At 41.8% G+C, this 13,180-nt stretch carries 12 protein-coding genes; 8 read left to right on the top strand and 4 right to left on the bottom strand.

All coding sequences use genetic code 11. The annotated features are described in order from the left end of the window. Positions 1 to 148: 148 nt before the first annotated feature. The gene (locus R2B72_RS12395) at positions 149 to 1,147 is read left to right on the top strand and encodes an EAL domain-containing protein (protein WP_318616898.1); all 999 of its coding nucleotides are present in this window, start codon (positions 149 to 151) and stop codon (positions 1,145 to 1,147) included. A 386-nt stretch (positions 1,148 to 1,533) separates the two neighbouring features. After that, positions 1,534 to 2,439: a MerR family transcriptional regulator gene (locus tag R2B72_RS12390; protein WP_318616896.1), complete on the top strand. Its 906-nt coding sequence runs from the start codon at positions 1,534 to 1,536 to the stop codon at positions 2,437 to 2,439. A 44-nt stretch (positions 2,440 to 2,483) separates the two neighbouring features. On the opposite strand, the gene R2B72_RS12385 is transcribed toward R2B72_RS12390, so the two are convergent. From R2B72_RS12385 to R2B72_RS12375, 3 genes are all read right to left on the bottom strand, one after another. Further along, entirely contained in the window at positions 2,484 to 2,897 is a 414-nt protein-coding gene (locus R2B72_RS12385) for a pyridoxamine 5'-phosphate oxidase family protein (protein WP_318616894.1), read from the bottom strand. A 150-nt stretch (positions 2,898 to 3,047) separates the two neighbouring features. Further along, positions 3,048 to 3,251, bottom strand: a complete 204-nt coding sequence (locus R2B72_RS12380; RefSeq protein WP_412177841.1) for a hypothetical protein — start codon at positions 3,249 to 3,251, stop codon at positions 3,048 to 3,050. 56 nt (positions 3,252 to 3,307) lie between these two features. Beyond that, the gene (locus tag R2B72_RS12375; RefSeq protein ID WP_318616892.1) at positions 3,308 to 4,057 is read right to left on the bottom strand and encodes a peptidylprolyl isomerase; all 750 of its coding nucleotides are present in this window, start codon (positions 4,055 to 4,057) and stop codon (positions 3,308 to 3,310) included. A gap of 128 nt (positions 4,058 to 4,185) precedes the next feature. Here R2B72_RS12375 and R2B72_RS12370 point away from each other — a divergent pair, with 128 nt between their 5' ends. Next, complete coding sequence (locus R2B72_RS12370) at positions 4,186 to 5,412, top strand: MFS transporter (protein WP_318616891.1); 1,227 nt, start codon at positions 4,186 to 4,188, stop codon at positions 5,410 to 5,412. Between the two features lie 150 nt (positions 5,413 to 5,562). Then, positions 5,563 to 7,416 (top strand): transglycosylase domain-containing protein, encoded by a 1,854-nt coding sequence (locus R2B72_RS12365; RefSeq protein WP_318616890.1) that lies wholly within the window; start codon positions 5,563 to 5,565, stop codon positions 7,414 to 7,416. Between the two features lie 45 nt (positions 7,417 to 7,461). On the opposite strand, the gene R2B72_RS12360 is transcribed toward R2B72_RS12365, so the two are convergent. Further along, positions 7,462 to 8,025 carry a YufK family protein gene (locus R2B72_RS12360; RefSeq protein ID WP_318616889.1) on the bottom strand — a complete coding sequence of 188 codons (564 nt, stop codon included), beginning with the start codon at positions 8,023 to 8,025 and terminating at the stop codon, positions 7,462 to 7,464. 520 nt (positions 8,026 to 8,545) lie between these two features. Between R2B72_RS12360 and R2B72_RS12355 the strand changes: the two genes are divergently transcribed. From R2B72_RS12355 to R2B72_RS12340, 4 genes are read left to right on the top strand one after another with little or no spacing between them, the layout of a single operon-like run. Further along, on the top strand, positions 8,546 to 10,954 hold the full coding sequence (locus R2B72_RS12355) for a Na+/H+ antiporter subunit A (RefSeq protein WP_318616888.1): 2,409 nt from the start codon (positions 8,546 to 8,548) through the stop codon (positions 10,952 to 10,954). Further along, positions 10,941 to 11,363, top strand: a complete 423-nt coding sequence (locus R2B72_RS12350) for a Na(+)/H(+) antiporter subunit B (RefSeq protein WP_318616887.1) — start codon at positions 10,941 to 10,943, stop codon at positions 11,361 to 11,363. Before R2B72_RS12355 ends, R2B72_RS12350 begins: the two co-directional genes overlap by 14 nt. Further along, positions 11,363 to 11,704: a Na(+)/H(+) antiporter subunit C gene (locus R2B72_RS12345; RefSeq protein WP_318616885.1), complete on the top strand. Its 342-nt coding sequence runs from the start codon at positions 11,363 to 11,365 to the stop codon at positions 11,702 to 11,704. Before R2B72_RS12350 ends, R2B72_RS12345 begins: the two co-directional genes overlap by 1 nt. Further along, a complete protein-coding gene (locus R2B72_RS12340) occupies positions 11,697 to 13,178 on the top strand; it encodes a Na+/H+ antiporter subunit D (RefSeq protein ID WP_318616929.1) in 1,482 nt (493 codons plus the stop codon). Before R2B72_RS12345 ends, R2B72_RS12340 begins: the two co-directional genes overlap by 8 nt. Positions 13,179 to 13,180: the final 2 nt, after the last annotated feature.

The raw sequence follows: 13,180 nt of genomic DNA, 5'->3' as shown, positions 1-13,180 counted from the left end.
TCCTTCTATTTCCTAACTCTATTATTAACAGAGTTACAATCACTTGTCAAAGCTTTGTATAACGTACAACATAAAAGGTTATACAAATAATCAAACTTGGTATATACTAGTTTTAGATAAATCAAGATGTAGATTAGGAGGATATTTTATGCATTCATGTAATGCCTGTAACCCAACAGAGCTGTTTTACAAAATTCTTATTTCCGGGGAAAATAATACATCACATCTTCCTGAACTTATTTCCTATCTTAAAAGTAATGATTTATTGGTAAACGCACGGAAAAATATCATCGTTGTAAGGGAAACTGCGGTTGCAGGCCTATATGACTATTTTAAGGATATAATGGACATTGAGACCATTCAGTTTAAAGTGGATGGAAGTACATGGAGACCTATTCATGAAGTCAATGAACTTCTAGATATACAGTGGATTGACCAGGTCATACTTAACGAAAAAGTTACATTCCATATACAGCCCATCGTTACGGGAAGCCAAGAAGTCTTTGCTTATGAAATGCTAGCTAGATTCCAGGATGATGCAGGAAATTCCATGCCTCCAAATGAAGTGTTTACAGCGGCAAAAAAAAGAAACCGAACATATGCGATAGATCGCGTTTGCAGAATGGTTGCCGTTCGGAATGCCGTCAATATCCAAAAGAAAGTATTCATAAATTTCATCCCAACTTCAATTTACTCTCCAGAGCATTGTCTAAGAACTACTGTTCAACTTGCCAATCAGTTAGGCATTTCCTATTCTCAATTAGTTTTTGAAGTCGTTGAGACAGAAAATGTAGATGATATTGAGCATTTGAAGAAAATATTAACGTATTACAGAAAGAGGGGTTTACACTATGCCCTGGATGATGTAGGAGAAGGATTTAGTACAATTGAAGTGCTTGAACAATTAATGCCCAATTATATGAAGTTAGATATGAAATTTGTACAGGGTGTTTCTGTTAATCCAACTAAACAAATAGCTGCTAAAAAGTTTTTAAAGGCAGCCTTACACATTGGTGCAGTTCCTCTTGCGGAAGGTATTGAGCAGAGAGAAGACTTTGAATGGCTGAAAGAAGTTGGATACAAATTATTCCAAGGCTATTTGTTTGGCAAGCCTGAACCAATTCCAGCAGATGTTTCTTTGGAGTAGATCCAGGTTTGATTTCCTTTTTTATTGTACAACCTTCAACATACAACATTGTACAAAACCCATACAATCCTTATACTTACACATAGATGTATCAATTTCATAATTACTTATTTTGATTAAAAAGACGAACGATTATACAATGACTAATGTAAATATTCGTTAATATGATGTTCTACTCACGTTGATTGGAACGCAAGGCGGCGACTCCTGCGGGAATAGCTTGAGCTGAAGACCCCGCAGGAGCGTAGTGACGAGGAGGCTGAAGCCAAGCCCGCGGAAAGCGTCCGCCTGGAGTGGAAATCAACCTTGTTCGGATTTTAAAGCTGCTTGTTTGATTATGAAATTGACTCAGATGTATAGTTTTTCGAAAGGATGTCATAAACACCATGTCCTCAACAGATTTAAATGGAATGTATCTTATTCAACAAGTTTCAGATATGACTGGATTATCTAAACAAGTCATCCGTAAATGGGAAGAACGTTATCATCTTGTACAACCAAAAAGACTGGAAAATGGCTATCGTATATATAGTGAAGTAGATATTAATTTTCTGCTAAACGTCAAAACTCTCTCTGGACAAGGACATACCGTTAAGCGTGCTGTCGAGATTACAAAAGCTAGAAATATTGTAGGTGATGCTATTCCTGAACCTAGCCATTCCCTTCAACATCCAGCAATCCTTAATGATTATGTCTTTCGACTTCTTGAAAAAGGAGCCCATTGCGATGAATTAGAAATACATTTAGTATTGCAACAAGCTTACCATGCTTACGGATTAGCTGATTTTTTGACATCCGTTATCGTCCCTTTTTTAAATGAGGTTGGCAACAAATGGCATAGGAATGAATGGAATGAGTACCAAGAGGCTGTTTCAAGTCTTGTCACACGAGACTTTTTAGTACAAATTCGTCGTAACTATCAATTCCGTGAGAATGCGTCTTTAATCGTCGGAGCTTGCCTTCCCTATGAACTGCATGAAATCCCATTACACATACTTTTATTGCAACTTATGCAGAAAGGCTTTAAAACAATGCTCGTTGGTGCTTACCCAGCTCCCGGCTCTATTGAATCGCTGGTAGAAAAGTTGAAGCCTGCAAAAGTACTACTATCCGCAACAACAACAACTCCTTTTGACAAGGATCCAGATTTATTAAAGAGGTTAGATCAATTTGCTGTAGACAATAAACACATTGATTTTTACTTAGGCGGTACAGGTGCACTTGACTACACAATGAATAAAACACTTCGCGCAATACACGTTACGAACTCTATTGAAGACGTCTTACGCTAATTACATCAAAAAAAGTACCAGCACTTAGCGCTGGTACTTCATGGTCAGAGTGTAATTACTTTCGGTTCCTCACCTTTTTTATTCATCAAACGAATGGCATTGGGTGAAATTTTTAAAATGACAAGGTCTGGATCCTCTGGACCACTAAACCATGATTTCATATGCTTATTCCACACTTTCTCTTTTATACTTTCGTCATCAGAAATGCTGACTATACCTTCTATTTCAAGGTATTCGTCACCCATCCCTTTCCCCTCATATCCAATTAAGATATGCGTAAAAGGGTTCAACTCAAGTTCATCCACCTTTTGAGTTTGTTTTGATGTTGCGGTGTAAAGCGTAAATTCATCATTAAAAAACGTCATATACCGCGTGTGAGGCTTGTTCTGTTGTACGGTTGCCATTGTTCCAACGAAGCTATCTTTTAAGATTTTCAACGCTTCTTTTTTCAAATTCATCAGGATCTACTCCTTTTTTTAGACTTGTTGCAGTTTGCCTCTCTCTGCAAGGAATTAAACATCTTTCATATGAAGTCATTTCATAATAGAACAATTAGCCTAATAATCCGAACGAGGTTGATTTTCGCACCAATATAAAAAAACAGCCTCTCAATGTTGAGAGCGCTGTTTTTCTTGTGCCTCACGGCGTTCACGCAATATGCGTTCTTCTAATTCTTTTGTTTCTAGTTCTTGCTTCTGTGAATTACGTTGAATCCATCTATAAGCTAACACTAATAGAATCATGAAAAAGACAAATGAAATAGCCGCAGGTATATATTCTGACTTATCTTCTGGAAAGTAAAGGAACGGCATTAATAAAACGTTCACTTTCTACACTTCCTCACTTAAATAATTTCACTTGGCTAAGATTACTTTTGAAGAATTTCGATTGACTCAATAGAAACGTCTTCAACTGGCTTATCTTGACGGCCTTTTTTCACTGCCGCAATTTTGTTAACTACGTCCATGCCTTCAATCACTTGTCCAAATACAGTGTGCTTTTGGTCAAGATGTGGCGTGCCGCCTGTTTCTTCGTAAGCTTTTGCAATTTCTGCTGGCCAGCCGCCTTCTTCCATTTGTTTAGCTGTTCCAGGTGCTTGTGATGCTTGAACGATGAAGAACTGGCTACCATTTGTTCCAGGACCAGCGTTTGCCATAGACAATGCACCATTTAAGTTGAATAAATCCATTGTGAATTCATCTTCAAACGTTGCGCCGTAGATGCTTTCTCCACCCATACCTGTGCCTGTCGGATCTCCACCTTGGATCATGAAATCTTCAATGACACGGTGGAAAATGATACCATTGTAATAACCATTTTCAGCGTGCGTCAAAAAGTTTTTGACCGTTTTTGGAGCTTGTTCAGGGAAAAGCTTGATTTTAATCGGACCGAGTGTCGTGTTCATTACAACGAGCGCTTCGTTTGCTGCTACTTCTTTTGATAATTGTGGATACATAGTTGTTGCCTCCTCTTGATCTTTCACACTATTTTCTTCAGCTGGCGTCTGCTCAGCCGTTTTTTTCTTCTCTAACACTGGTTCTTTATCAGCAGCTGTGCCGCAAGCGGTTAACAGGATAATGACAAGAATAGATAGTAAAGAGAAAAAATACTTTTTCATATCGCATTCACCCTGAATTATTCTACCATATTGCCATTTATTTTTCGACGAATAAGCACGATACTTCCTTCGTATCTCGAACTGTTTTATACTGACGGAAGAGCACGATTCAGAAAGTGGGTTTTTACATGGCTATGCAAAAACGAAACTTTATCATCATTTTGATTTCTAACTTCCTCGTCGCAGGTACCATGACGATGATTATGCCCTTCCTCTCACTCTATATTGATACATTCGGCGACCATTCCGATGCTTACGTCCAAAAATGGTCTGGCCTTATTTTTGGCGCTACATTTATTACCGCTTTAATCATGTCACCCATTTGGGGGCGAGTTGCAGATAAATATGGCTACAAACCTATTTTACTCATTAATGGCTTTGGGATTGCAACGTCTGTTTTTTTAATGGGCTTTGTCGATTCAGTAGAAGTATTTTTCCTACTACGCTTACTCAATGGAGTCGTTGCAGGATTCATCCCTACTTCTCTCGCCTTTGTGTCCTCACAAACCTCTAAAGAAGAAGCCGGTAAAATGCTCGGGACTTTGCAAATGGGTAGTGTGACGGGCACATTGTTCGGTCCGGTTTTAGGTGGGTTATTGGCAGATGCTTTCGGATTCCAATATACCTTTGTCATTACATCGATTTCTGTCACAGTGGCTGCCATTATTGTGCTTTTCGGCATTCAAGAGCAGAAACGCGCAAAAAACGCGCGAGCTAATCGTTATTCGCGTAAAGCAATATTGAGCGGACTCCTGCACCATCGACTAATGTTAAATGTCATGATTGTCACTGCACTCATTCAAATCGGCAATTTCAGCATCCAACCATTGCTATCACTCTACGTAGCAGAATTGACGGATGCCAGAGATGTTGCCTTCCTTGCAGGTGTCACATTCAGTGCAGCTGGTTTAGGCAATTTACTGTTTGCACGCCATTGGGGAAAGCTCGGGGATGATATTGGCTATGAAAAAGTATTGTCCATATTACTATTACTTTCTTTCATTTTCATTGTCCCTCAAGCGTTTGTCACCGAGCTATGGCAGCTCATCATTTGCCGGCTACTCTTCGGGATTGCAGTAGGTGGAATGATTCCTATTACAACAGCACTTGTCAGACGTGAAGCCCCTGTCAACATCCAAGGCGAAGTAATGGGCTATAACACTAGCTTCCGCTTTTTAGGAAATATTATCGGTCCGATGTTCGGCGGGATTTTAAGTGGCTTTATCGGTATCTCATCAGTCTTCGTTGTGACAGGTGCGTTGTTCCTCGTTGGCTTTGCCTTCCTATATTATGCAAAAAGAAAACCTGTCCAAGATTTTGAAGATTTCTTGGCAATGAAAGACCGACAAACTTAATCTTAATTAGGGCGGAAGGCAACTTAAGTTCGCCGCGTCCTGCGGCAACAAGGAAGGATGCAGTTCAATCCTTCCCCGTTGCATGACCTGCATCGTGCAGGCCCTGTGCTATTCTTTTGTCAGTACATATTTCTGAACGGAGGTCCCGTGTTGAAACGGTTCATCGGCATTATCATTATTCTTTTATTTATCCCTATTTTAGTTATCGTGCAAGATGCAATAGCTGTTGAGTTAACAACAGCTGATTCGTTTAATAAGCAGTTGGACACATCCATCGAGCTATCAACACCACCCATCAACGTTCCCGTTTCGATGACGGATCGCAATGGCGTCATTTTTACGGAAGAGTACGTGGAGTGGCGTGAACCACTTGCGCTCACATCCATTCCGACATTCGTTCGCCAACTATTCCTTGAAAGCGAAGATACAGGTTTTTTTGAGCACCGAGGCTATGATGTAGCCGCTATCGTTCGGGCGTTTGCTGTCAATACAGCAACAGACGATGTGAGGCAAGGCGCTTCAACCATCACCCAACAAGTCGTCCGTATGCGCTTTTTATCAACTGAAAAGACGTACGAACGGAAATTGACGGAACTATTTTATGCGGCAGAGCTTGAGAAACAAACTTCAAAAGATGATATTTTGGAGATGTATTTGAATGAAATGTATTTTGGCAACCAAGTGTATGGTATTGGCGCAGCTGCATCTTATTACTTCAATAAACCCATTTATGAGTTGAATAAAGCGGAGCAAGCCTTTATCGCCGCCATTCCAAATAATCCTTCATTATACAATCCATTAGTTCATTTCAATCAAACAAAAAAAAGACAGGAGCGTTTGCTGTCCATACTCGCAAAAAATGGAGTCATCACCACCGCGGAAGCCGAAACATATGCAAGCATACCGATTGAATTACAGGTAAAGAAAAAAGAAAATAATTTCCCTGTTTACAGTACCTATGTCCTTTCTGAGCTGTCAGAGTTGATTGCTCAATCGGAGGGCTTGACGGATCAGATTGCTAATGCAACGGATGAATCTACCAAGCTGGCACTGGAAGCGCGAGTCAAGCAACGGACTGCAGAAGTGTTGGCGACAGGTCTTATTATCGAAACAGCACTTGACCCCATCAAGCAGCGGCGGGATGAACAAGCCATTTCCGCGCTATTAAAGCCCAAGGGTCTACAAGCGGGGGCCGCTGTCATCGACAACGGCACGCGGGAAATTGTCAGCCTATTTGCCGGCAAGGATTATAAAAAAGCGGATTTCCACCGGGCATTCCAAGCGGTGCGACAACCAGGCTCCGCCATCAAACCAATTTTAGTCTATGCCCCTTACTTTGAAAGTGGGCCTTACACAGCAAACAGCCGCGTCAATAGCGGTAACATTTGTATCGGCACTTACTGTCCTACAAATGTCGGTGGCTATGTGTACGGGACAACCAAAGTAAGAGATGCATTTCGACTTAGCCATAATACGGCAGCCATTCGATTATTTAAGACTGTTGGTATCGACAAGGCGTTTGACTTTATCGAACCCTTTCAATTCAAGTCGATTACACAGCAGGATCATACCTATGCGGCGGCACTAGGAGGCTTATCAAAAGGGATGACACCACTGGAGCTTGCGGGAGCTTATACTGGGTTTATCGACGGGACGTATAAGCGGCCTCATGCGATTCGTTCTGTTAAGGATACTGCGGGAACTATTCTGTATGAGTGGCCAAATGACAAAATAGACGTCTGGTCGCCTGCTACGGTTTCCACCATGCGTAGCCTGCTATCTGACGTCGTGACAAGCGGCACTGGGCGCGGCATTCCGAATACGACATCGTATACAGGGGCAAAAACCGGCACAACAGACCATTACAAAGATTTATGGGTAGGCGGACTCAACGAACACTATACAACAGCTGTTTGGGTAGGGTATGACAAACCACAGCCTATGAAACGTTTAAGCGATCAGAAACTCCATTTGCAACTCTTTTCCACACTACTTCTAGACTAGCCTTTTCATGAGGGCTAGTTTTTTACTTAGCGAAGGTACCTGATTTCATTCCAAAAACGGTAAACTTGCTATGACGCCATTATAAAGTTTAAGTAAAATATAAACGATGGTGGAAATGAGTACAGCCCAAATAATGATTTCAAAAACGATCAATCCGATAGTTCTGCCAATCGTCATAAAATTACTCAATTTATATACCACGTATATGAAATATATAAATGTTGTCAGCAGAAAAGTAACAGCCAATATACCAATTGAACTAATACCGCCGGCTGATACAAGCGCACCGAAAAAGTAAATGACGTTGCCGCCTTTTGCCTCGCTATATGATTCTCCTTCAACATCCTTTGAAAAGAACAGCATCGCCGTTTCATGAATCGTCCCAGCAATTAATTTCAAGGCAGAGAACACCATAAAAAACAGCAATGCGTAAATCACCAGCAAGAAAATACGGAGCTGCATATCCGTTAAAAACTCGCGCATTCCTGCATACAAACCAATCTCCTTAAACAAATCGACCGACAAACCGACCGTATAAACACCAAACGTCAAACTGAAAAGTACAATTGTGACGAAAGGCAAATAACCGAATATGTATGGATTTTTCATTAGGCACCTCGATAATTTCAATTACGCCCCGGCGTAATTGCGTAGGGATTTTAAATTGTGCATGAGGCCTACAGGGGCGAAGGATTGAACTGCATCCTTCCTTGTAGGTCATGCAGTGGAGAGGGATTGAACTGCATCCCTCTTTGTTGCGAATCGAACTGCAAAGGGTTCGATTTGCCGTATTTCTGTGCTTTTTGCAGAAATTAAGGCACATAATTAGGACGTCGCGAACTTAGACTGCCTTCATTAACTCCTTTCAAAATCCCTGACATCCGCCGGAGGCTTAATTTGAATCAGCAAATGTATTTGCTGATTCAAATTAAAATGTTTTCATAGGCTCAATACTATCGGAAATACGTCCCAACAAGCAACAATATCCAGCTTTTTCAATTTTACAATTATCACGAGCTATGGTATATTGGCTTCAGCCAAATAATCGAACGTACTTGGAGGAGTCTGTCACCAAGGGGTACCTACGCCCTTTTATGACAGACTTTTTTGCGTTAAAAGGAGGATTTACTTGGAATTTGTATTGTTGATTTTTCTACCCATCTTAGCTGCCCTTGTTGTTCCGTTGCTTTTTAAGCATGTAAAAGGCATACATACGGGCTGGTTCGTATTGCTCGTCCCACTTTCTCTATTCATCTTTTATATCGGATTCATCGCCACGACAATGGATGGAGGTCATGCCATTTCTGAACTGCAATGGATTCCGACCCTTGGTATTTCGTTCGTTGCCTATATTGATGGCTTGAGCCTACTGTTCACCTTGCTCATAACAGGCATTGGTGCACTCGTTGTGCTATACTCCATCTTTTATCTCGATAAAGACAAGGAGAAGCTCGGCAACTTTTACGTCTATCTACTGTTATTTATGACAGCCATGCTAGGTGTCGTTCAATCGGATAATGTCATTACCCTTTATTTATTCTGGGAATTAACATCTATTTCGTCGTTCCTATTGATTGGTTATTGGTATACGCGAGATGGCTCACGCTTTGGCGCCCTGAAATCAATGATGATCACGGTGTTTGGCGGTTTAATGATGCTCGGGGGATTCGTGTTACTTGGCATCATGGGCAATTCGTTTTCCATCCGTGAACTCATTGCAACTGCTTCTACGTTCGTCGGACATGAATTCTTTACACTGGCACTTGTTCTTGTCCTACTCGGTGCATTCACCAAGTCTGCTCAGTTCCCGTTTTACATTTGGTTACCCGACGCAATGGAAGCGCCTACACCAGTCAGCTCCTATCTGCACTCTGCCACAATGGTGAAAGCTGGACTGTATCTAGTCGCACGCTTTACGCCTATCTTCGCAGTTTCCGAAGTATGGATTTGGCTCGTTACTGGCATTGGCCTGCTGACACTGTTCTGGGGATCGTTCTTTGCTGTGAAGCAAACGGATTTGAAAGCCATTCTAGCTTTCTCAACCGTTAGTCAGCTGGGGCTCATTATGTCACTGCTCGGCGCAGGCGCAATCGCCTATCATACAGATGATGCGATTTTTAAATTTGCCGCATTTGCAGCGATTTTCCATTTGATTAACCATGCGACCTTTAAAGGTAGTTTGTTCATGATTGCGGGTATTGTAGATCATGAAACAGGTACGAGAGATATTCGCAAGCTCGGTGGCTTGATGAGCATTATGCCAATCAGCTTTACTGTGGCGTTCATCGGTTCGATGTCAATGGCAGGATTACCGCCATTTAACGGTTTCCTAAGTAAAGAAATGTTCCTTGACTCTATGCTAGCCATTCGCCATTTTGAATTATTCAACTTTGGAACATGGGGCATTATTTTCCCAGTTGTTGCTTGGATTGCGAGTGTTTTCACATTCGTTTATAGCTTTTACTTTGTTTTCAAAACGTTTGCAGGACAGCGGAAAAGTGAACCGCTTCCGCAAACGCCACATGAAGCGCCTATCGGGATGCTACTATCCCCTATTATTTTAGCTACACTTGTTGTCGGGATTTTCTTTATCCCAAACCTGATTGGTAAATGGTTGGTCAAGCCGGCTGTCATGGCCGTTCAACCTGGATTGTATAACCATCCATCTGAAGTTGACGTGCATGTTGCAGCATGGCACGGCTTTTATTCTCCGGCATTGTGGATGACGATTGCTATTTTTGGCGTTGGTGCGGTTTTATACGTCACGATGAAGAAATGGCAGAAGCTTTACGATATTCAACCGCAATACCTGTCGTTGAATGCCTTGTACGATTCAGCCATGTTGTTTGGCGAAAATGGTATGAATCGTCTATCTCGTTTTTATATGACGGGGTTAATCCGGACGTATTTGCTCTATATGTTCGCTTTCATTATTGCGATTACAACGGCAGCGCTGTTCATCAAGGAAGCCTTTGTTGTAGATATGAATAGTTTTTCAGCCGTAAGTGTTTATGGGGTATTGACTGCGATTATCCTGGTCATTGCTGTGGCGATGATTTTGCTAGCGAAAACGCGACTGGCAGCCATTATTGCTCTTGGTGCAGTAGGTTATTCGGTTGCCTTGTTCTTCGTTATTTTCAAAGCACCTGATTTGGCGTTGACGCAACTTGTCATTGAAACGATTTCTGTTGCTCTGTTCCTGTTGGCATTTCAACATTTGCCAAAGTTGAACAATCACGGGGAAACGAAGCCTAATAAGCTTGTTAATCTACTTATTGCAGCAGGTGTCGGTATCACTGTCATGCTTGTTGCGTTGTCGGCGCACTCGCAAAAACTAATACCATCTATCTCACAATATTACAAAGATACAGTAGCGACAGAAGCAGGTGGCGGTAATATCGTCAACGTAATTCTTGTCGATTACCGTGGCTTTGATACATTATTTGAAATTGCTGTACTGTCGATTGCAGGTATCGGCGTACTCGCGATGATTCGACTGCGACTTGCAAGAAAGGAGGATACGGATGAAAACAAATGATGTTATTTTACAAACGACAACCAAATTCGTATTTTTCATCATCTTCCTTTTTTCCATCCATATTTTCTTTGCGGGTCATTATACACCCGGTGGTGGATTCGTCGGAGGATTGCTAACAACTGGCGCCATTGTCCTACTGTTACTCGCCTTTGATTTGAAAACAGTACAAAAAGCTTTGCCTTTCAATTTCACGATTGTGATAGGTATTGGTTTACTGCTAGCACTTGGCACAGCAGCTGGTTCTATATTTTTCAACGTACCGTTCTTTACACATGCTTTCGATTATTTTGAGTTACCTTTGTTCGGAAAAACATCCCTTCATACGGCGATGATTTTCGATGCAGGTGTCTATCTGGTCGTTGTTGGAGCGGCGATTACGATGATTCAATCGATTGGAGGAGATGCCTAATGGAACTGATTATGATACTTGTCATCGGGATTCTGTTCACGGCGGCTACCTACTTAATCCTTTCTAGGAGTATTCTAAAAATTATTTTGGGGACTGGCTTACTTAGCCATGGTGCACATTTGTTAATTTTAACGATGGGTGGACTTGGTGGTATTTCGCCTCCTGTTATCGCTGACGGCGTAACCAATTTTGTAGACCCTTTGCCGCAAGCGCTTATTTTGACGGCCATTGTTATTAGTTTTGGTGTGACAGCTTTCATTTTGGTATTAGCTTATCGGACGTATGCTGAACATCAAACAGACAATATGAATCTGATGAGAGGAAATGACGAACATGATTAACTTACCTTTATTTCCGATCCTCTTACCATTCCTGTTCGCGATTATCCTCCTGTTTTTTAAAGAGAATATTCGTGTACAACGAGCATTAACGGCTTTAGGGCTCGTCGTCAGCTTAGTTGCGGCCTTGTTTCTTGTGGCGAAAGTAAAAGCTGACGGCATTCAAGCACTGACATTAGGTAGCTGGGCAGCACCCTTCGGCATCTCGATGGTTTCTGACATGTTTTCCGCGGTGCTTGTGACAACTACGATTATACTAACGTTAGGCGTTGTCATTTACAGCTTCACAGCTATTGGGGAAGAACGGGAACGTTACTTCTACTATCCTGCTATTCTCTTCATGGTAACAGGTGTCAATGGTGCCTTTACAACAGGCGACATTTTCAATATGTTCGTATTCTTTGAAGTGCTACTCATCGCCTCATATGTGTTAATCGTATTAGGTGGCGAGAAGAAACAGCTTCGAGAATCCATCAAATATGTACTCATCAATGTCATTTCATCGGCATTGTTTGTCATTACAGTCGCCTTTTTGTACTCAGTCATTGGAACATTAAATATGGCCGATATTTCAGCAAAAATCGCACAAATTGGACAACCGGGCATTATTACAGTCATTGCGATTCTCTTCCTTATCGTATTTGGCATCAAAGGGTCCATTTTCCCACTGTACTTCTGGTTACCGGGATCTTATGCATCTCCCCCCATACCGGTTCTAGCCCTATTTGGGGCGTTACTGACGAAAGTCGGGGTCTACGCTATCATGCGGACGTATACACTGTTTTTCGTCCATGATATTGGATTTACACATGAAATTTTGTCTGTATTGGCGATTTTAACGATCATTGCAGGCTGTATAGGAGCACTTGCATACTTTGATTTGAAACAAATTATCATTTATAACATCGTTATCGCAGTCGGCGCCATTTTATTCGGCGCAGCGCAGATGAACGAAGCTGGATTAACGGGTGCCGTTTTCTATCTGATTCATGACATGCTGATTAAGGGAGCTTTGTTCCTACTCATCGGGATTATCATCTACGTCACAGGTACATCGAACTTGCGTAAAATGGGTGGGCTGATGAAAACACACGCCCCACTTGGCTGGCTCTATATCATTGCCGCATTTGGACTAGCAGGTATTCCGCCACTTAGTGGTTTCATAGGCAAGCTACTGATTGTGCAAGGAGCATTTGAGGCGGGTCATGTGTGGGGAAGTATTATCCTTCTCCTATCAAGTCTAGTCGTCTTATTATCCGTCATCCGAATTTTCGTTTACGCATTTTGGGGTGAACCTGTTGACTTGCCGAAAACTGAGCGCCGTCCTTACCAGTACATGATGATTCCAGCTATGGCATTAGTCGTCCTGTCGGTGCTATATGGTGTCGGTACTGAATGGCTGATGCCGTATATGACGGATGCCTCGAACGTATTACTACAACCGTCCATCTATATTGATGCGGTGTTAAAGGAGTAGAT

The organism is Sporosarcina sp. YIM B06819, from assembly GCF_033485175.1.
In the GTDB taxonomy this organism is placed as follows: Bacteria; Bacillota; Bacilli; order Bacillales_A; family Planococcaceae; genus Sporosarcina.
Note: the sequence above shows the minus strand (reverse complement) of the source record. Positions and strands in the feature narration are given on the sequence as shown.

What these genes read in the sequence shown, in the direction of transcription:
- R2B72_RS12385 (WP_318616894.1), bottom strand. Translation starts at nt 2,897, where the DNA reads ATGAATTTGAAAAAAGAAGCGTTGAAAATCTTAAAAGATAGCTTCGTT.
- R2B72_RS12350 (WP_318616887.1), top strand. Translation starts at nt 10,941, where the DNA reads ATGAAAACAAATGATGTTATTTTACAAACGACAACCAAATTCGTATTT.
- R2B72_RS12390 (WP_318616896.1), top strand. Translation starts at nt 1,534, where the DNA reads ATGTCCTCAACAGATTTAAATGGAATGTATCTTATTCAACAAGTTTCA.
- R2B72_RS12360 (WP_318616889.1), bottom strand. Translation starts at nt 8,025, where the DNA reads ATGAAAAATCCATACATATTCGGTTATTTGCCTTTCGTCACAATTGTA.
- R2B72_RS12395 (WP_318616898.1), top strand. Translation starts at nt 149, where the DNA reads ATGCATTCATGTAATGCCTGTAACCCAACAGAGCTGTTTTACAAAATT.
- R2B72_RS12375 (WP_318616892.1), bottom strand. Translation starts at nt 4,057, where the DNA reads ATGAAAAAGTATTTTTTCTCTTTACTATCTATTCTTGTCATTATCCTG.
- R2B72_RS12380 (WP_412177841.1), bottom strand. Translation starts at nt 3,251, where the DNA reads ATGCCGTTCCTTTACTTTCCAGAAGATAAGTCAGAATATATACCTGCG.
- R2B72_RS12370 (WP_318616891.1), top strand. Translation starts at nt 4,186, where the DNA reads ATGGCTATGCAAAAACGAAACTTTATCATCATTTTGATTTCTAACTTC.
- R2B72_RS12340 (WP_318616929.1), top strand. Translation starts at nt 11,697, where the DNA reads ATGATTAACTTACCTTTATTTCCGATCCTCTTACCATTCCTGTTCGCG.
- R2B72_RS12345 (WP_318616885.1), top strand. Translation starts at nt 11,363, where the DNA reads ATGGAACTGATTATGATACTTGTCATCGGGATTCTGTTCACGGCGGCT.